General features: G+C 39.1%; 14 protein-coding genes. 3 read left to right on the forward strand and 11 right to left on the reverse strand.

Going from position 1 to position 20,960, the window contains the following annotated elements:
- Window positions 1-122 precede the first annotated feature (122 nt).
- From BMX21_RS09420 to BMX21_RS09450, 7 genes are all read right to left on the reverse strand, one after another.
- A complete protein-coding gene (locus BMX21_RS09420) occupies window positions 123-1,283 on the reverse strand; it encodes an MFS transporter (protein WP_092043727.1) in 1,161 nt (386 codons plus the stop codon).
- A gap of 377 nt (window positions 1,284-1,660) precedes the next feature.
- Window positions 1,661-2,911 (reverse strand): MFS transporter, encoded by a 1,251-nt coding sequence (locus BMX21_RS09425; RefSeq protein WP_092043730.1) that lies wholly within the window; start codon window positions 2,909-2,911, stop codon window positions 1,661-1,663.
- Window positions 2,912-2,950: 39 nt separating this feature from the next.
- Window positions 2,951-3,199: a hypothetical protein gene (locus tag BMX21_RS09430; RefSeq protein WP_092043733.1), complete on the reverse strand. Its 249-nt coding sequence runs from the start codon at window positions 3,197-3,199 to the stop codon at window positions 2,951-2,953.
- A 30-nt stretch (window positions 3,200-3,229) separates the two neighbouring features.
- The gene (locus BMX21_RS09435; RefSeq protein ID WP_092043736.1) at window positions 3,230-4,855 is read right to left on the reverse strand and encodes an ABC transporter ATP-binding protein; all 1,626 of its coding nucleotides are present in this window, start codon (window positions 4,853-4,855) and stop codon (window positions 3,230-3,232) included.
- Window positions 4,856-5,261: 406 nt separating this feature from the next.
- The gene (locus BMX21_RS09440; protein ID WP_092043739.1) at window positions 5,262-6,785 is read right to left on the reverse strand and encodes an autotransporter outer membrane beta-barrel domain-containing protein; all 1,524 of its coding nucleotides are present in this window, start codon (window positions 6,783-6,785) and stop codon (window positions 5,262-5,264) included.
- 154 nt (window positions 6,786-6,939) lie between these two features.
- The gene (locus BMX21_RS09445; RefSeq protein WP_092043743.1) at window positions 6,940-7,731 is read right to left on the reverse strand and encodes a CPBP family intramembrane glutamic endopeptidase; all 792 of its coding nucleotides are present in this window, start codon (window positions 7,729-7,731) and stop codon (window positions 6,940-6,942) included.
- Window positions 7,732-7,823: 92 nt separating this feature from the next.
- Complete coding sequence (locus BMX21_RS09450; protein ID WP_092043746.1) at window positions 7,824-9,050, reverse strand: EAL and HDOD domain-containing protein; 1,227 nt, start codon at window positions 9,048-9,050, stop codon at window positions 7,824-7,826.
- Between the two features lie 438 nt (window positions 9,051-9,488).
- On the opposite strand from BMX21_RS09450, the gene BMX21_RS19680 reads away from it, so the two are divergent.
- Window positions 9,489-11,450, forward strand: a complete 1,962-nt coding sequence (locus tag BMX21_RS19680; protein WP_242952905.1) for a flagellin N-terminal helical domain-containing protein — start codon at window positions 9,489-9,491, stop codon at window positions 11,448-11,450.
- 56 nt (window positions 11,451-11,506) lie between these two features.
- On the opposite strand, the gene BMX21_RS09465 is transcribed toward BMX21_RS19680, so the two are convergent.
- Window positions 11,507-12,082: a DJ-1 family glyoxalase III gene (locus BMX21_RS09465; protein WP_022756052.1), complete on the reverse strand. Its 576-nt coding sequence runs from the start codon at window positions 12,080-12,082 to the stop codon at window positions 11,507-11,509.
- A 266-nt stretch (window positions 12,083-12,348) separates the two neighbouring features.
- Window positions 12,349-12,807: an NUDIX hydrolase gene (locus BMX21_RS09470; protein ID WP_092043748.1), complete on the reverse strand. Its 459-nt coding sequence runs from the start codon at window positions 12,805-12,807 to the stop codon at window positions 12,349-12,351.
- Between the two features lie 225 nt (window positions 12,808-13,032).
- Between BMX21_RS09470 and BMX21_RS09475 the strand changes: the two genes are divergently transcribed.
- Window positions 13,033-15,051, forward strand: a complete 2,019-nt coding sequence (locus BMX21_RS09475; RefSeq protein ID WP_092043751.1) for a DUF2339 domain-containing protein — start codon at window positions 13,033-13,035, stop codon at window positions 15,049-15,051.
- A gap of 277 nt (window positions 15,052-15,328) precedes the next feature.
- Here BMX21_RS09475 and BMX21_RS09480 read toward each other — a convergent pair whose 3' ends face one another.
- Window positions 15,329-17,773, reverse strand: a complete 2,445-nt coding sequence (locus BMX21_RS09480; protein ID WP_177173990.1) for a glycoside hydrolase family 31 protein — start codon at window positions 17,771-17,773, stop codon at window positions 15,329-15,331.
- Window positions 17,774-18,135: 362 nt separating this feature from the next.
- Entirely contained in the window at window positions 18,136-19,227 is a 1,092-nt protein-coding gene (locus BMX21_RS09485; RefSeq protein WP_022756010.1) for an NAD(P)H-dependent flavin oxidoreductase, read from the reverse strand.
- A gap of 421 nt (window positions 19,228-19,648) precedes the next feature.
- Between BMX21_RS09485 and BMX21_RS09490 the strand changes: the two genes are divergently transcribed.
- Complete coding sequence (locus BMX21_RS09490; protein ID WP_092043756.1) at window positions 19,649-20,899, forward strand: RNA-guided endonuclease InsQ/TnpB family protein; 1,251 nt, start codon at window positions 19,649-19,651, stop codon at window positions 20,897-20,899.
- The last annotated feature ends 61 nt before the right edge of the window (window positions 20,900-20,960 follow it).

Here is a 20,960-nt window from a genome sequence, read left to right on the forward strand (position 1 = left end):
AATACAATAAGCCTTAGCAGCCGGATTTCCGGCTGCTTAGCTTTTTCAAAATAGATTCTAACCGTTTCTTCTGTTCTTTCCCCTAATGCTATCTTATGCAGTCTCATCTGATTATCCATATTTTATTCCACAATCCTTTTCCCGAAAATCAGGAACCCTACGGTTCCTATTATACCCATAACACATCCTGTGAGGACGAAACTTAATGACATTCCAGCTCTTGATACGAAAGCTGAAGCAAAAAGAAATACTATTTCCACAAAGTTGACGCCCATATTGTAAATAGATAAAACCTCTGCTCTGTAGTTTTCAAGGCCGTTTGCATCGATAACCTTATTTTCAATTTCATCAAAAATATAAGCCGGTACAGTAACAGATAGTGGAAGCAGCAACATGATCGGAATAATAATAAGCACATTATCCGCTAGTCCAAATCCAATCATCATCGCGCCAACCGCCAGGAATCCCAACATAAAGGTCAGAAGATATTTCTTTGAATCAATCAAATCAAGAATTTTTTCTGAAAGCATCTGAACCAGTGAATAGCCCAAAATTATAGCAGTCATCCACTCTTCCGATACTCCGAGTGCCTCCAGCTTGTCAACATAAAAGAAATTGATCAGGATAAAAGAAATGCTGACGCAGGCAAGGATCACCACGATCATCGTGTTCTCCAGGTTGAATGCCAGCTTCTTTACCTTCTTTTCCGTAACTTCTTTTTCCTTAAGATGCTTTTCCTTCTCAATCCCAAAGCTTGCAACTAGTCCCAATGCACTGGAAATAACTGTTGCCACAAGCAAACCTTCCAGTCCAAAAAAGTGATAGAGTCCGGCATAAGTTATTGCACTTACGATAAATCCTGCCGTTCCACAGTTGCCAATCCTGGCATTCTTTACAACATACTCATCTGATTCATATTGCTGATAAAGATAGGCACTTAAAGTTCCTGAAGAAAAACTGATGGCAATACCTTCAACAACTGCCTCTATCATAAATACCGCAAAGTTTCCACTGAAAAATGAAAGCATCAAAAGAATCATTGCCAGAAGCCACATTCCCTGTGACAAAACCAGCGTTTTCTTATATCCTACTCTGTCTGTGATCTTACCGGTTGGAATCTCAAATACGAATATCATTATTGATAAAAAAGCCTGCAGGACAAAGAACTGTTCCAGCGATAGTCCTGCCTTTGTCCTTATAAGCAATGATACCGGCGAAAAGAAAACCAGGCCATCCATAAAGGCCATAATTTCGAGGTTGTCTATATGTAATTTGTTTTTCATGATTTTATTCTCCGTTAATTATTTTTTCTAAAAGTTTTGTACGCAAAAAGACTGTAGTACGCACATCTAAAATGGTACGCATTACAGTCTTGATTCATCACAAATAACCCCTATTTAGATAAGGCACCTGTAAAATGTAATCATCTGACTTGAAGCGTACACAAACAAACCCGTAAAACAGGTTATCTCATTGTCTCCTATACACTTTTAGTCAAATAATTAACGTCTCACGTTCTCAACCTCGCATATTTAAGCTATTTATTACACTATCACATTGATAAAGCGGCGTCAATACTGCTCCACACCCGGATTAGCGCCTTCAGCTTATCAACTCTCGGCATACCTTCGATATGGAGGTCATTGATCTTCTGCTCCGCTCAAGACACAGCTGATTCCGATTCTTCGTCACTTTTATAGAGAAGCGGGAAGCTTTTCTTATCCAATACATTTAATACAACAAGTAATGTTATGGCAACAAATCCAACAGCCGCCACCAAGATCCATGCATGCTTGTAGCCGTATACATCTACCATTTTACCGATATAGATATTGCCAATAGATGTAACTGCGCTGCAGACGATGTTGATCACAGAGTTAACTCTGCCCCAATGAGTTGACGGAACACGCCTTGTCATGTATGGTGCGCTGGCTATGGTGCAAAATATTTCACCTAATGTAAAAACAATCATCAGCACAAAGTAAAGAGAAATTATCCTGCCCGAAAAGGTATAGCTCACAAGCCCTGTTACTATCAGCACTTCTCCTATAAGAAACTTTCTGACATCTATGATCTTACTAAGGAATGTAGTAATAAGTGGAGTTCCAACTACGACAACTATGGCATTGGTACTTGTCAGAAGTCCAAATATCGTTGCCCCCTTGGCCGCATACAGATTCTCTATATGAAGCGGCAGAAGATAATTGAACTCTGAATATACCAGAGCACAAAAGCCGGATACTGCCAAGTACAGGATCAGTATCTTTCTCTCACGAAGGATCTCAAATATTCCCACACCTTCTTTCTTTTCCTCATATTCGCTGACATGCTTTTTTTCAACACTGAGCTTTTTTATGAAAATAAGGATCAGAAGGGTTGAAGAGAATGTTGCAACTGATGTTACTATAAACGCCAGCCACAGATAGTTTTCAAATAATAATCCGCCAAGTGTTGGTGCAAGTACAAGTCCAAGGTTCATGCCAAGATACTGAAGGCTATACGCTTGCTCTCTGTTATCTGAATCGCTAAGATCTGCTACAAGTGCATCGTAGGACGGCCCTTCAATTGTCGCAAAGAGGCCTGCGATATAGAATAGCGCAACGCTGATAAAAGACAGAGGAATAAGTCCGCTGATAAAATAACAGATAACTGTAACCATATCGCAGCAGACAATTATCTTCTTCCTGTTGACGCTGTCAGCAAGCTTACCTCCAACCATGACGAGTGGAAGCTGGATTATCGCAAGGACCATATCAATCGTAGCGATAGTCGTTGCGCTGTATCCGAGCTTGTTTTTCAGTATCAATGTCATGATAGGCCAGATAAGAGAACCCATACTTGTGACTATTCGCCCAAAGAACAGGACATATATTTCTTTACTTAGATTTTTGTATTGATTTAAAAACTTCATGTCAATATTCCTTTAATTCTGATTTTATTTTAAGTCTTTTTAATTTAAGTCTTCTTTGGAAATCTCAATCCCAGGATAATGTTCAAGTGTTGTCAGATCAGTATCCATTGGCACTTCGTAAGCCATATAGAAATTATCAGGATGTGTTTTCTGAAGATCTCCCAGCTTACTGTCAATCTTTTCTTTATCATTAGAGACGTAGACAACCGAGACCACGCCTACTTTGTCGTGAGGCTCAGAAGTGCTTTCTTCAACGCTTCCACATAGTATCAAAAATAATGTATCCATATCTTTCTCCTGTTCAAACTTTTTTTGTTTTTAAACTGTACTTGCGATCATCTTATATCCATATAGCATGCCCCTGGCATCAAGAAGCTCTCTAAAGTTTCCCTTCTCTTTGATATTGCCATCTTTCATGACCAGAATCTCGTCAGCCTTACTTAATGTCGCGTCATTGATCCTATGCGTGATCATGATAACAGTCACATCTTTAAGGTTCATGATAAGATTCTCAACAAAATGCTCAGTAGCAACATCAAGATTTGAAGTGATCTCATCAAATATAAATACCTTCGCTCCTGCCAAAAGAGTTCTGGCAATGCCGATTCTCTGTTTCTCACCGCCGGAAAGATTATATCCGTTACCGTTAATCTTAGTTTCAAGGCCGTACTCAAGGCTTTCAACATAGTCCTTAAGGCCTGCACACTCAATCGCATACCGAATCTTTTCAGGTGAATAATCTTTGTATAACGTGATATTATTTCTAATACTATCATCAAATAAAAAGACTTCTTGCTGCATATAATTGACAACGTTATAGAGGTCTTTGTCCGGAATATTCTTGATATCCCTTTTCCCAAGCAGAACTCTTCCACCGGCGCATTCAGACATTTTTATAAAAAGCTTGACCAATGTGGATTTTCCGCAGCCGCTTTCACCCATGATCACATATTTTTTGCCCTGATCAAAGGTGATATTCACGCCATCAAGAACCTTCTTATCATCAAAAGAAACCATTGCGTTCTCTATGCTTAACGAATAATCCGTAATGCTATGCGCTGATTCTTCCGGATCCTGCTCATCTATTTCAATATACTTTTTCAATTTATCTATTACAACTGCTATAGATTTAAGATTAGTAATGAAAATAGGCACATCCTGAAAAGGAGCAAGTATTCCACCAATGAGCTGCGATAAGGCAAGCACACCGCCAATACTGATCTTCCCAAGAAAAACAAATACTACACTTGCAATTATCGTAAGAGCAAATCCTGCTGATGTGCATATCACTGACATATATGAAACCTTATAGTTAGTCTTTAATAGATTGCACTCAGCATCTTCACTTTTTTCATTTCTGTCCTGCACTTGTCTTTTGATTTTTGAAATTACAGAATAAAGCTTGATCGTATTAAAGCCTATAAATGCATCTGAGATAACGCTCTGGTACTCCGATGCTGACTTTGACGCATCCTGCGAATTACTTCTTAACTTTCTTTCAAATATCTTTGGAATCAGAACTGAAAGAAGTGCGATCACTACGTTGATAAGACAGATCAAAGGATTAACTCTTATAAGAGCCAGCACTGTTACCATAAAGCTAATGGAAACTCTGTATATGCCACAGACACTGTCAAAATAGTCTGTACTGACTTTTTTCACATCCCTCTGCATCATTGATACATAGTATGATGGCGGCTCTTTTCTGTATTCCTGAAAACTTTTGCTCATGATACCGGCAAAAAGGTCATTCTTAAAGCCTACAAGAAATTCTTTTCTCAGATTCTCTCTTGATATCTTGTGAAAAAAGGATGCTGTCAGGTCTGCGACTACGATCAGTCCAAAGGCCATAATTGCACGCAGCATTACTGCCACGTCCTTCTGAGTCGCCGAATTCACAAGGGGCTCAAGGGCGCTTGCAAACAGCACGGATGTGATTGACATTGTCGGGGATAATAAAAGGTATGTAATGAGTTTTTTCTTGTTTTGTAAAAAGTATTTAATCAAGGTATTCTCTCCAATCTTGCAAATATTTAAGTCAGGGCAATAAAAATGCCCTGCGCACAATTTGTACGCAAGGCAGAATAAACCATGATTAATAAACCTGTCTTAGAATGAAGGTTATAAGCATATGGTTATCTATCTTAAGCGTACAAAAATAAAGCCTGGGTATCAGGCGATTCTTATATTTGTTTGCTTAGATTAGAAAACCTTTATACTCATAAAATTCATTTACCTCTTTTTTCAAACTCAAAACGATAGTAGCATATCTGCATTTGTGATGCAAGATAAAAAAAGACTGATGCATAAAGTATAGCTTACGCATCAGTCTTTTTTATTACAATTATTCTTAATTCATAGCTACACCATCTACATAAAGAGTGTATCCATTAGTATTTACACTTGAAATATCTCCGTCAAAAGAGCTGATGTAGGTGTCAGCTGTAAGTGTCCAGGTGCTGTCTGTGTCTATAGATACAGATACTGTTCCGACTTCTGTAGAAACCGTCTCGCCGCTTGCATTGGTTATCTCACCGCTGATAGTACCTGTGAAGCTTGATCCATTGGTAAGATTAAGTGTCAGCTCAGAATCATCTCCGACAAGGATTGTTCCTTCTAAGGTCTGGCTACTTGCATTAACTGTAGCTGTGTTGTTATCACCAGTCCAACCATCTGCGCATACAGAAAGAAGGATATTGTCTGAATCTTCGTTAACTATCTCTACATCTTCAAGGTTGATCACAGCTGTTGTGTTAGTCACATGGAATACATGACCATTCTTACTTGTAAGTGATCCGCCGTTCATAGTGAATGTTGATGTACCGCTGTCAGCGTCTCCTGACATTGACTGGTAGATCATTATAGAGTCATAGAATGTAGCATTGCCGTTAGTATCTGTGTTATTGGCTGTGAGATCACAGTCATTTAATGTGATCGAATTGATACCTTCGATGCAGACTCCTTCAGAGAGATTGGATACGAGAGTCGCATCTGAAACAGTGATATCAGCTGTCGAATATATAGCAGGTGACCCAAGTCCATTAGTAGTATATGTTCCTCCATCTACTGTAACTGTTCCGCCACCTCTGTCTGTTCTGATGGCAGCTGATGATCTTCCGCTTGTTTCTACAGTAAGGTTAGAGGCTTTGGTAATACCACCGCCTGTTGTCATGATACCGCCAGATCCGTCACCTGTAGTTGTGATAGTACTGTCTGAAATAATAACTGTTGTTCCATCACCTTCTGCTCCGTTCTGACCGCCATTGCCGCCATATGAGAATACGCCGTTAGCTCCGTCTGCATCAGATGTGATGGTCATCCCTGTAATAGTGGTTGTTGATCCGTCTTTGACCAGAACTGCTGCATTAAGGCCGTAGAAATTGCAGTTGTCTCCGCCATCTGAATCACCTGTCTTGGTTACTGTGCCATTAGAGATCGTCACGTCATCACTTGTTGTGATAAGAAGTGCGCTTTCATCAGCAGTATCACTTTCATATGTCTCTCCATCCTGAGAATCAGCGCTTGTTATAGTTGTAGCTCCTGTGTAGTCTATGTCGGCGCTACTGTTTCCGCCGCCTCCAAAACCTCCGCCTTCACCATCGGGAGGGTTTCCGGGAGCTTCTCCATCAGGCATTTCTCCAGGTTGTCCATCAGGTGCTTCTCCTTCAGGCATCTCGCCATCAGCTACGTCCTTGGCTTCAACCTCCTGATCCTGACCTGATGCTTCATTCTCCTGTGCCTCTACTTCCTGTGTGATTGATGTTTCTTCTGAACTTGAAGCCGAGCTTGTCTGACTGCTACATGCAGTAACAGCTGTACACATGATAGTTATCATTGCTATTGATAATATTCTTTTTAACTCTTTTAGTTTCATGATTAGCTCCTTTTTCTGATTCCGAGTGTGTTTCATTTGTTCTTCTCGGAATTATTTGTTTGTTATTAATATGGAGTATGAGACACAAAACTAAATTTAAGTTAAAAGAGTTTGGAATTAATGGAAGTTTATAAACAATTTAGAAATAAACGGGCTACTGAGTAAGGCGCTCCGGCTGTCTTAATATTACAATAACAGACATTGCAAGTATTATGCCCATGACTACAAAGTATCCGTAATTGTCCAGTATTGTCATGAGATCACTCGGCGTCCACTCTTTAATAAGATTGGTAGAATTTATGACTACATCTGTAAGGAAATGAAGGAGCATTGCTGCAAGAATGTTATGAGAGTACAGGTAGACAGCAGCGAATGCAAATCCCCATACCGTCTCCATACAAAATCTTATAGCTGCGCTATTAAGCGTCGTAGCTGTAGCTGCATGTGCAAGGCCAAAGGTAACAGCTGACACTAATGCATACTCAATGCGCTTAACACTTGTTTTATCATCTTCAAGAAAATATCCTTCGCATACAAAAACTCTAAAGGAGAACTCTTCAAATATAGAAGCTGCTAACTGCTCAAGGACAAGATACGACAGTACAATTGGTATAGTCGTATTTACAAAGGCCGGCTTACCAACCACAAAATAAGTGACTATCACAAAAGGGATATACAAAAATATGGCAAATCCTGCTTTTATGCCCTTAAGAAAGTCTTTGGTATAGATAATCTCGCCGGCGGATTCCTTGCCGTAGAATCTTAGATATACAAATAGTTCTACCACGAAGAAAAGGATCATCAGGGCGCTTTTTATGACATGGTAGATAACTCCGCCAAAATAAATGCCCATGATAGAATCTGCAAGTATGAACATGATGGCAAATGCAATGCATATCACGATTCCCGAATACTTCCTACCACTTAAAGCTTTACTATCTCCCATAGCTTCTCCTTAACCTTTTTATGTGCAGGCGTCCACTATAAAGGTACTTCGTTCGCAAAACCTTTGCAGATATATAATGCCGTCCAAGTGAGTTATTTAATGTTAACTATCTTCTTGTACCAGTCGAGGGCTTCGAGATATGCATCATAGACTACATTCCTACCAATCTTGTTAAGAAGCATAAGTCTCAGCGTCTCGTTCCAATCTGCATCCTCATAGGCAAGTATAAATTCCAGTACAGGGTATATACGTCCCTTATGATCCAGCAGTGCCTGTCTTATATCAGTTGAGATCTTGACCATCTCAAGACACTCTTTCATAGGCTTTTCAAGGATCTGATCAAGTACTGAGAAAAGGCCCATAAGAAAAATCTCTGAGCTAAAAGGCTCCAGTTCAAAATACTTGGACAGATTCTCTGCAAATCTTGCCCTTATCATGGACATTCTGGTGATCTCACTGGGTCTATCCGAACACAGTTCCTTGGTAACAGCAGTTGTGATCCATTTCTTAAGCTCTTTTTGCCCAAGAAGAGCTGCTGCATGTCTTACAGAGGATACACCTCTATTGGAGGTCATATGATTGACCATCTCAAGAAGCCTTACGACAAGAGCGGCATCCTGCCCTATAACATTGGCTGCATCTGTAAGTTCAAAGTCTGATTCGTTTACTACATTTAGGAGCTGAAGATAGGTAACCTTAAAAGGCGCAAGCTCTTTTTGCTGCTTGGTGATAGGTGTTCTGAAAAACTCACCTTCATAAAGGTCATAGCTTGCCTTGCCAGAGAGCTCATCGTACTCTTCTCTTGTATTAACATTGACTGCGCACAGCTTCATATCCTTGTACATATGCGAGAAATAGGTATGAGCCTTGTCTATATCAATGTTTTTATGATCTAAAAAGATATAGCTGCACTTCTCCAAGACAGGGCGATAATTCTCAAAGTCTATTGGTTTAAGCTTCTTCATTGCAAACTTAAAGCCTTCCTTCATGATCTCGTCCATTCTGTTAATATAGTTTTCTTCCGGTTTAATAGAAGAATCTATAAGAAGCACGACCTTATCATGAGGAGCAAAGCACTGCCCTGCTATATCTGAAAAAATAGCAATATTGTTTATCTCTATAAATACAACATGATCATCTGCTATCGTATCAAGACCTATTTTGTCTACTATCTCAAATCCTGCAATATTGCCGGCACCATCGAAGACGCTGGTTGATAAGGCCAGCGGATTCATATATGAATCTGCTTTCTGGGCAAAAATAGAGTAGGCACGAACTTCCATATTGTCGCCAAATAGTGGCATCAAAGTAGCTAGCATATAAGAGCCTCCTTTTAAGGGCTTTAGATTAGTATCAAAGCTTACAAATCTCTTCCTGCTGCGCTTCTAAACATTCTAGATATAAATATTGTAAAAGAAAATAAAAAAGAAATCTTCTCCGCAATTATATATCGGTCATTTTGGCCAAATCATAAGCAATATATTAACCAAAATTAGCTTCCAACTATTATTGTTATATGCCAAAAAAGATAATGCCAAAAACATAAGTAAATACTGCATCTGTACCGATATATAGAATGAAAGTGAGGATACTTTCTATGTAGTACGTTACAGGTTGTAACAGTAAGATGCAAAAACGCATGAATGAGTTTCTACATTCGTTGTTACAAGATGTAAATGCTACATATCCAGGAATACAGGGATGTATTTCTGAAGGTGACAAGGACGTTTTATTTTTTATTTTACAAGGAATACACTATGGGCGGCTTTGTCATACAACATAATCTCTCTGCAATGAATGCACAAAGGCAGTACAGTCTGGTTGCAGAGCGCAATTCCAAATCAGCTGAAAAGCTCGCATCAGGATATAAAGTAAACCGGGCAGCAGATGATGCTGCAGGTCTTGCAATTTCTGAGAAAATGCGTCGTCAGATAAGGGGCCTTCGTCAGGCCGAGGATAACATCCAGGACGGAATCAGTTTCGTTCAGGTAGCAGACGGCGCTCTTAATGAAACCCATGATCTTCTTCAAAGAATGAACGAACTGTGCGTAAAGGGTGCAAATGACACTCTTACTGATTCAGACCGTTCTTATATCAACATGGAAGTCCAGGCAATCAAAGAGGAGTCTGACAGAATCTTTGCTACAACATCATTTAACGATAGATATATATGGAATGTAGATATCCCTAATCCCGTACTTATAGGATATGCACCTACGCAAGCACTTAATGTAAGTAATCAGAGCTATGGAAACTATCCAATCACCGGTTCCAACAAGGATTATATGCCAATTCCAAGTACCTGCAAGGTTTCAGCAGATGATACTAACGGAATAAAAGTTAGCTGGACAGGTTTTGACGGAAACACTTATACGACTGACTATATAAGCTGGGATGATCTTGAAGCTTCAAACTATGACTTTAGTATAGCTGATCATCTGCCAGCAAGTTATAGCGATGCTGTCAGATCAGGAATACAAAGCTTTTTTAGTGGAACTATTAATATGAACGTTATATCAGATCCTGCAACAATTGCAGATTATGTAACTGCGCTTAATAATGCGGGCATAAGCATTTATTATTCAGATAAAGCTTCTGGTAATTTTGACGTTCCTGCAAATGCAAACGGAATTACTGTTAGTGCCAATATTAATATATATGCAAAAGAAAAATCATCAACTGCCGGAACTGATGACGCATATGATTTTGCCTCAAGCACAAATGATGATTTCATAGAACCTACGCTGACAAGCAGTTCAAACCTGACACAAATATCAGGAAACAATACTTCTGATATAAATGTAGCTAAAACAAGCACTACCCCTTGGATATTTAAATTTAACATGTCCGGTGTTGGCGGTGTTACCGCAACTTCAGCCAGTGTTTCTTTTTATTCATATGATGAGCGTCCTGAAAAAGAAAATATCTGGTGGAGTTATAACTATCAGCATCAAAAAGTTCCCTTTTCTCATTCACAATCAGGAAATCTTGCCGGAGTAATGAAATCACTAACGGGTTCTCTTGGTGTATTAACCGAGGAAAATCAAGGAGACACAAATGCAAGCGGAAACATTACTATTAACTTTGATCTGGTTAGTGATACATCTTTTAGCTATAACGGTGTAGATAGATCCAATATCGGAAATATGTATATTAATATTCCTGTAAGCACCACGGATACAGAATCTACCATTCTGGCAAAGGTCAATTCCGTGCTTAAATCAGATACTGTCCTTGACTTAAGCCAAAATAGTTCAGACTATATGTACTGGTATTCTCCTTCAGAAAAAACCAGTACAGTTGATGTACCTATATATGGCGGACAGATCAGCATGATCATTCAAAGCGGTGCTGACCCAGACGACAATATACCGATCAGTTATGAAAAGCTCAATAACGGCGTAATTGGAATAAGAGATCTGGAAATTACTACATCAGCTTCTGCACGTTTAGGAATTGATACTATCAAGAATGCGCTTAATATCATATCCGAGCAGCGTTCAAACTTTGGTGCCCAGCAGAACAAATTGGCACATGCATACTTAAACGATAATAATACTCGTATAAATACACAAGATGCAGAGTCCAAGATAAGAGACACTAACATGGCTTCTGAAATGGTAAAGTACTCACTTACCAATATCTTAAAGCAGGCAGGTCAGTCCATGATGGCCCAGGCCAACCAGACCAATCAAGGCGTTATGTCACTACTGCAGTAAAAAAGTCTGCCGCATATACACGCGACAGACTTATATTTTTTTACAAAAAATCCGTATCAGCCTGAATACAGTATGTTGGACTTGATATAAGAAGCTGCTCCGTCGCCAAGATAATACTTAACAATCGCAAGAGCAAACGGAATCGCAGTACCCATAGCACGGCTTGTGATGATATTGCCAGATACTACAACCTGCTCCCTTGATACAACAGCGCCTTCTGATTCGATCTCAGCTTCCTTGGAAGGATTGCAACAAGCCTTAACACCTATAAGGATACCAAGCTCTGCAAGAACAGAAGGAGCTGCGCATATAGCTGCTATACCCTTGCCAAAGCCTGCGAAGGTGATGATCTCCTTGCAAAGGATATCACAGGAGCGAAGGTTAGGTGTTCCGGGCATTCCACCGGGAAGGATTATCATGTCATACTCTTCAAAGTTGACCTTATCAATTGTGGTATCACATTTAATAACAACTTCATGAGATGACTTTACAAACTCATCAGCATTTATAGAAACCTTAGTGCAGGGAATACCTGCTCTGTACAGAATATCATAGGTTGTGAGAGCTTCTACTTCTTCACATCCATCAGCAAAAATTAAAGCAGTTTTCTTGTCGGTCTTGGCATTGAACATAACAGTGTCTCCCTTCACATAAATAGTTCAGGACTAGCGGCTTTCTCATTCATATTAGATTTTCATAAACAAGAAAACGCACCAGTACCCCATAATTTTTAAGATCTGATAAATAAGATAAATAGCGCTTCTCAAAACTAGGGAAGCCTTTATCACACTACTAATTCTAACACTTTGATAACTATAATAATACCCTTCTAATAAAAAATGCTAATATATTTATGCAGCTCCACCGTTACAGGACGTAACAGGGAATGTTATTTTATTTAATATACATATAGCTGCTTGTCTACAATATCATCGCCTTTATAAGACAGTTTTATTGAAAAGAGCTTATCACTATTGATCATGATATCCAGAAAGATCCTGTCGCCGTCCCATAGATTTAAGACCATGATCTTGTCCTTATCTATCCATGCAAGCTCGCCTTCATTGCATTCTGTGATATGTCCTGAAAATTTATCAGATGTATATACGAATATATACTCATCTTCCCAGCCTTCAGATGCAAAAGTCATAACGCCTCTCATTTTAAGACTTTCAAGTTTTATTCCTGTTTCTTCAAAAGTCTCGCGGATCACGCACTCTTCAGGGCTTTCGCCCTTTTCACATTTACCGCCGACTCCTATCCATTTACCTTCATTAACGTCTTTCTCTTTTTTGTTACGAAGGAGCATGAGATACTTATTGTCTTTTTCCAAATAGCAAAGTGTTGAAACTACCATATTGTCCCCTTTTACTTGTATATTAACAGTATAATTCCTGCTTCAGAATAATATTGGCAACTAACTATAATTGCACTTGTCTAAACATATGTAATTCGTCATATTTTTTTGTCATTCCATCCAAAACAAATGACAATATACAACTCATGTTATATATTGAATCTGATAATCGTGTTACAGATTCATGATCCCTAATTCAAAATCATCCACAGTATGAGGTATATTATGAACGAAAATAGAATCGCTATTCTCGAAGAACAAGTAAGAAATCTTACATCTGAAGTCAATAATCTAAAAGATCAGATGCAATATGTCCAGAATAAGCTTAGCATTTCCAATAACAAAACAGTTAGTGATAATGCAAATATCAATATGTTCACGACTCCTATCAGTTCTTATGCCAATACCTCTCCTAATACTACCACAAATGCACCTTATGAATATAGACAAACAGTGCCACAACATGTAATCAAAACAAGAACAACTGATTTTGAGAATATTCTTGGCAAAAGACTCATGGGTATATTCGCTTGTGTTCTTATATTCATAGCAGCGATACTCCTTGCATCTCTTATACTTCCAAATCTTAATGATACTGCCAAGACCATTCTTATGTTCATTGCCAGCTTTTCTTTTCTTATACCGGGACTTTTATTAATGAAAAAATCTCCTCAAAACAAGTTCTATATAGCACTGACCGGGTGTGGATATGGGCTTATATTCGTTTCATTATTTATCACCTATATAGTCTTTGGTTTTATAAATCCTTATATACTGTATGCACTGATATTCATCTGGGTAGGCAGTATATATCTTTCAAAGGTTAATAATACAATATTTAGGACTATAGCACAGATAGGCATCTTCATGTCTGTTACATTGTCGATTTTTGATAGCAATGAGACCTTATCATTTCTTATTATCAGCTATATCATTACTACACAGATCCTTCTTTTAGCATATGAACAGATCTTTTACAAAAAGATATATGTTACAGAACTCATAGGCGGTATTGCTTGTCTACTGACATTCATTCCTATTTTTTATCATATAGATGAAGTCCTGGTTCTGGTAGCTATGTGCATCATTACGATATATTGCATCTATCATATATCCTGCACTCTGCAATGCGGAACACTTGGCAATATGCAAGCAGGTGCTGTTCAAGGCATATTGCCCATCATCCTATATGTATATCTGCTTCATATAAATATAGTGTCATCTATTATCAGATCTTCCTGGTATCTGGGCGGAATACTGGGAGATGAAGTATTCGTCAGGATCTTATTCCAGATCATAACCTATTTCGCTATCGGAGCATTCATGATAACAGCTCTGATCGTAGAAGACAGAAGGAAGATCAATCTGTTCATCCCGCAGATCATCTCATATTTGATGTATCTGTATATTACTGCTACCACGAAAGACATAATGATATGGGAATACCTGTATATGGCTATTCCTCTTGCCCTATATTATGTATGTTACTATGTTCTAAATATAAAAAAGCTAAAAGCTGTCATTGGAAGCCATGTCGTACTTGTATATCTGGTTGGATCATTCCTGTTTAGAATGTGCTATATCTCGCCGGATTCAGCATATCATGATGCACTTGCATTGGAAGGATATGCATATCTTCTGATGATGCTCATATGCGGCGGAGTCAACTATTTATTCAAACTAAGGCATGGAAATATCAAAGAAGCCCGGATAACTTCCTACATCATCAATGTACTGATAATGCTCCACGCATATTGGTACCTTACTACAGGTCAGATGGAAGATCTGTCTATCATAGGTCAAAATGAAGTAATGCTGACTATATTCAAAATAATATATGTCGTGCTGATCTCAGCTATCTTTACTATTAATTCCAAAGAGCTTCTGGATAGACACACGATCTGCTGGGATTTCTATATAGGGTTTAAATATCTGCTGCTTATTATTGCATGCCTGCACACATTCGATGCTGATGCTGTTATAGTATCCATCATACTTCTTATCATGGCTATCATATGCATCATGACAGGTTTCATGAATGATTATAAAGGTCTTAGAATCTTCGGCCTGCTCCTAGCTATGATCTGCGTTTTCAAGCTTATATTTGTAGATATATCTGCAAGCTCTACTGTAGGTAAAGTCATCAGCTTCTTTATAAGCGGTATGTTGTGCTTTGTAATAAATATGATCTACAACGCTGTTGATAAAAAACTCCATTCGAACAATCCAGATCAAAAGTCATAATTCATAAGATGACGTAAGGGTCAAAAGTCATTTCGATTCGAGCTTGCTCGAAATCGAATATGAATTTATGACCCGCCAAACATGAGCAAAATAGCACGCAGTGCGGATTTGCGAATGTTTGAGGATTGTGAGAGTTTCGAAGAAACGGAACAATCCGGTAGTCATATGGTGTCAAAAGGAACTTTTGACACCTACCTCATAAGATAGAAAAACGGCAAATGCTCCCAAGAGGCCTTGGGAGCATTTTGCGTTGGAGTTATTCTGCCTTGCGGTCTATTTACTTGATGATCTCAACCTTAAATCTGCCTGAAAGTGCGCCATCAACCAGCACTTTATTCTGAGAGTCTATGTACTCGATCTTTGTAATAGTATAGTCTCCCTTTTCATAGCCGTAGCCATCACCTTCATCTTCGTACAAAGAAAAGAAGGCATCAGCTCCGCCGAATATATGAAGTGTTATATCTCCTGTCTGCTCCTGTGTTGATCTTTCAAAAGCTGTCACCGGGATAATAGTACCTTCTTTGACAAATACAGGAATTGTATCAAGTAAAGCTTCTACCTTAATGTACTGGCCTCCTTCGTATTTGTCTCCTGTATTATAGTTATACCAGTTACAACCTTCCGGAAGGTATACCTTGCGTATAAAGGATTCTGATGCATCTATATCATTTGTATTAATACTGATACAATTGCCATCCTCATCATGATCAAAGTACATAGGCTTTGTAACGGGGCATACCATCATGTTCTTACCAAACATATACTGATCCATGATATCCCAGGTCTTCTTATCTTCAGTAAACTCGAATGACAGCGGCCTTATGATCACATCATCGTCATGCCATACAGCACCTGCAAGGCTGTAGATATATGGCATAAGTTCATAGCGCATATGATTTGCTCTTACAAGAGCATCATAGAAGGATGTTGCTTTAAGTCCGTCTGCATCCTGTGACGGATCCTTATCAAGTATGAACTGCCAGAGTTCTCTTCTAAAGTCTGTTCCATGGCCTCTGAATATTGGAAGGAAAGCTCCCCACTGATACCATCTAGTGAACAGTTCGCAGTAAGCAGGGTCTTTTGGCCCAAGATCATACTCTCCGTTCCAGAACCAGGACAATCCGTTCTTGACAAAAAAGGCTCCAATGTCGGTAGTCCAGTATGGAAGTCCGCTTACGCTAAAGTGAAGTCCTGCTGCTATCTGCCTTTTAAATGTATCCCAGCTTGCGGATATATCACCAGACCACAGGATCGTACCAAAGCGCTGCTGCCCGATATAACCGCTTCTTGTAAGATTAACAACACGCTTTTCTTCTATATCCTGATCCTTCTTAGCATACTGCCCGCGCTGACCCTCATAGATTCCCATAGCATGATATAGTCCGAAGGAATTGGTCATCTCTGCAGGGATATGCATAGGAAGCTGATTGCAGTATTCATCATATATCTTGGAGCTTTCAGGCTTAACTGCATAGTTCCACTCAGGAGCTATCGGCTCAGAGTTATCACACCACCATGCATCAATACCATGGGAGAAAAGTCCTTCATAAGCCTGCTTCCAATAGATCTCTCTTGCCTTCTTGCTAAGAGCATTATAAATATTGATGCCAGGAAGGAGCTCTCCAGCTTCCTTGAATTCATTATAGTTGTCTGTGCCTTCGTTAACATTAGGCCATATAGATATCATAAAGTGTACATTGTCTTTATGTAGTTCACTGGTCATAGCGTCCGGATCAGGGAATCTTTCAGGATCGAAGCTCTTCTGTCCCCACTGTCCATCCTTCCAGGAGCACCAATCGAGTACTATGCAGTCAAGGCCTATATTACGGTCTCTGTATTCTTTTGATATACTAAGGATCTCATCGGAAGTTTCATATCTTTCCTGAGACTGGATATAGCCATATGCCCATTTGGGAAGCATTACAGCCTTACCTGTGATCTTCCTGTACTGCCTTATGACACCGTCCATCTTCTCATCAGATCCATTCAGGAAAAAGAAATCCATCTCACTGTCGGCTTCTGTATAAAAATATGTTCCGTCTTCTGCATCATTGAAGATAGAAGGACTGTAGGTATTAACAAGGATTCCGTAGCCCTTGGTTGATATGAACATAGGAATTGCGATCTTACGGTTGCCCTGATTTAAGAAGATTCTCTTTCCTCTAAGACTGTGATAACCCTCTTCGTGCTGACCAAGGCCGTAGATAGCTTCATTATCATCGAATTCAAAAGAAAGACGTGTTCTATACGCATCCCTTATCTTGATCTTATCAGCTTTTCTTACAACTTCTTTGCGACCATCAGCTGTATCTATATATTCTTTTTGAATATCTTTTTCACTTATAGCATATACAGGTACTGTATCAAGTTCCTTGCTTCTGGCTCTGCGCTCCTTAAGAAGGAGGTTGCCTTCTTCATCATAGTAGGTATAAGAAGCTCCATTTTTCTTAATGACTACCTTAAGTTTTGGAAGCTTTATGACAACTTCCTTGTCACTTTCTTCAAAGGTCCAGTCAGAATATGGCTCAAGATCTATGATACCGGGCTTATTATTGATATTTTCTTCATTAATACTGTCATCTTTGGTATATATAACTCTTATACTTCTGTCACTGACTGGGATGATGCGCTGGATACCCTGCGCAAGCTTAAGTGTCAGAAAATCTTTTTCTCTTTTTACATCAGCTATTTTTAATATAGGATATGGTTCGCAGTAAAGCATTGGTGTAGTCTCCTTATAGGTTTTGCTCATCATTTACTCGAACTTCACAGTCTAAGTTGGAAGCTTTGAGCTTATTACAAATGTAGTAATTCTATAAGTTGATATTACACTCCGGGATTTATAAATAATACTCATTCGTTGCGGTAAAAAGAACAATTATTATGATATTATGAGGTAGGTGTCAAAAGTTCCTTTTGACACCTTATGACTAACGGATTGTTCCGTTTCTTCGAAACTCTCACAATCCTAAAACATTCGCAAATCCGCACTACGTGCTACTTTGCTCATGTTTTGCGGGTCATAAATTCATATTCGATTTCGAGCAAGCTCGAATCGAAATGACTTTTGACCCTTACGTCATATTATGCAGTCCGCACCGATGCAGCCTCACACTGTGACATAAGCTCCTGTATCAGGTCGTGCACAGGTACTATCTCTTTAACTCTGCCCACGTTACTTCCGCAGAAGATAAGGCCTTCATCAAGGTTCCCTTTGACAGCATTTATTAGTGCCTTGGTGATGCAATAAGGCGCATCCTTGACATTGCAGGTCTTAATGCACTGATAACACTTTGTTATAGAGAGTTTATGGTCTTCTTTACTTTTTATAAACTCGTTGCGGATGGCTCTTCCGGGCATACCGACAGGACTGTCTATTATCTGTATATCTTCTTCAGATGCATTAACATAGGCATTCTTAAATGCATCTGATGCATCGCATTCATCAGTTGCAACAAACCTTGTAGCCATCTGAACTCCGTCTGCGCCAAGTGATAAGAACTTTTGTATATCTCTTCCGTCAAAGACTCCGCCTGCTGCGATTACCGGGATTTCTTTGCCGGTTTCTTTTTCCAGATCTCTGACAAAAGATACTATCTCTGACGTGATAGTCTCAAGCAAAGGCTTCTTATCATCCTGGGCAAAAAGTTCATCTCTCTTAAAGCCAAGGTGGCCGCCTGCCTTGGGTCCTTCTATCACGATCATGTCAGGGACGTAGTTGTACTTCCTGCGCCAGGTCTTGACTATAAGCTGACAGCAGCGAAGCGAGGATACTATGGGTGCGATCTTGGTCTTACTGCCTTCTATGAATTCCGGCAGGTTAAGGGGGAGTCCTGCGCCTGATATGATAAGGTCTATGCCCTGCTTTACAAATTCCTTAACAAGCCCTGCATAGTCTGTCATAGCGACCATGATATTGGCTGCGATTATCTTATCAGGTCCTGCGATCTTCCTTGCCTTCTCTATCTCTGTCTTAATTGCGCGCATGTTAGCCTCTTTGGGATTTGTCTCAAAGTCAGGCTCAAGGTAGCCTATATCAGCTGCTGATAATACTCCTATTCCGCCTTCTCTACTAACTGTCCCTGCAAGTCTGTGAAGGGATACGCCTACTCCCATGCCTCCCTGAATGATGGGATACTTGCTACTTTTATCTCCAATTTTAAGTCCTTTGATCATATCCTACCTCCATTGTATTTCGAAACTATTTCATGTAGTATTTATTACTACGTATGAAGGTATTATAAATCTGTGTAAAATATAATGCAATGTTTTTAATTAAATATTTTTATATATCATATCTTAGCAACTTGAGTTTATCTCCGAGAATAACTGACTTCAGATATCATGCATTGTTACAGGATGTAGCTGGACAGGTATAGAAATACATGGATGTATTTCTATGTCCTTGAATTCATAAAACAATTATTTACTATCTTTTTATAATAATTCAGCCAGAAAACCCATGACCTTTAGGTCGTGGGATGAATGGCGTCACTAATAGATGTGTGCATTTTACTTCAACACATTCTTTTGGGTAAAACATATGATATAATATATATACAGGAGTGATCCGAGTCTTATGAAAGGAGAAAACTGTATGTATCTTACTGTAAAACAGCAGGTAAAACATCTATCGAAAGACGATTACCGTTCAATAAGAGAACTGTGTCATTCAGCTAAAAATCTTGCAAATGAAGCCATCTATAATGTTAGGCAGTATTACTTTACTGAAGGCAAGTTTCTGAAGTATGAGAAGAACTATGTTCTGTTAAAGAACAGTTTTAATTACAAGACCTTAAATTCAAATATGGCACAGCAGATCCTCAAAGAAGTAGACGGCAGTTTCAAGTCATTCTTTGGCTTACTTAAACTTGCAAAACAGGGTAAATATGCTTTTAAAGATTGCAAACTGCCAAATTATCTTCCAAAAGACGGGTATACCACACTTGTTATAGGTTTTGTACGACTTAACGGAAATAAGCTGATACTTCCGTTTTCAAACAGCTTTAAGAAAACCCACAAGCCGGTTGAAATCACAATACCGCCGATCCTGCTTGATAAAAAGGTTAAAGAGATACGTATCATACCAAAAGCTCATGCCAGGTTCTTTGAAATTCAGTACACTTACGAAGCTGAGTGTGTTCAAAGAAATCTTAACAAAAACAATGCACTGGCGCTCGATCTTGGTATAAACAATCTTGTAACCGCAGTATCAAATAATGGCAGATCGTTCATAATCGACGGAAGAAGACTCAAGTCCATTAACCAGTGGTTTAACAAAGAAAATGCCCGCCTGCAGTCCATTAAGGACAAGCAGCATTTTGGCAAAAAGACTACAAATCGTCAGAAAGCCATTGCTCGTGATCGTAACAATAAAGTAAATGACTATATGAGCAAAGCTGCACGTAAGGTTATAGACTACTGTATCTCTAACGATATCGGAACCCTTGTAGCAGGATATAATGTTACATTTCAACGGAGTTCTCATATAGGCAAACAGAACAATCAGAATTTTGTCAACATACCCTATGGAATACTGAGGGATAAACTGTCATACCTCTGCGAGCTTAATGGTATTACTTATGTTGAGCAGGAAGAAAGCTATACATCAAGGTCATCATTTTGGGATAAAGATGATATCCCTATTTACAATGATGACAATCCAAAGGAATATCAGTTCAGTGGTAACAGAATACATCGTGGAATGTACAAGACTGCCAGAGGGATTGAATTAAATGCCGATATTAATGGGGCATTAAATATAATGCGTAAAAGTAGCGTTGTGGATCTTAGTATCCTATACGGTAGAGGCGATGTGGACACGCCTGTAAGAATAAGGATTGCCTGAATATCAGGTGGAAACTTAAATATCAAACTTCTTAAATGGAGCCGTTAGGCTCTTAGAAGCC

Source organism: Butyrivibrio sp. TB, from assembly GCF_900110805.1.
GTDB lineage: Bacteria > Bacillota > Clostridia > Lachnospirales > Lachnospiraceae > Butyrivibrio > Butyrivibrio fibrisolvens_C.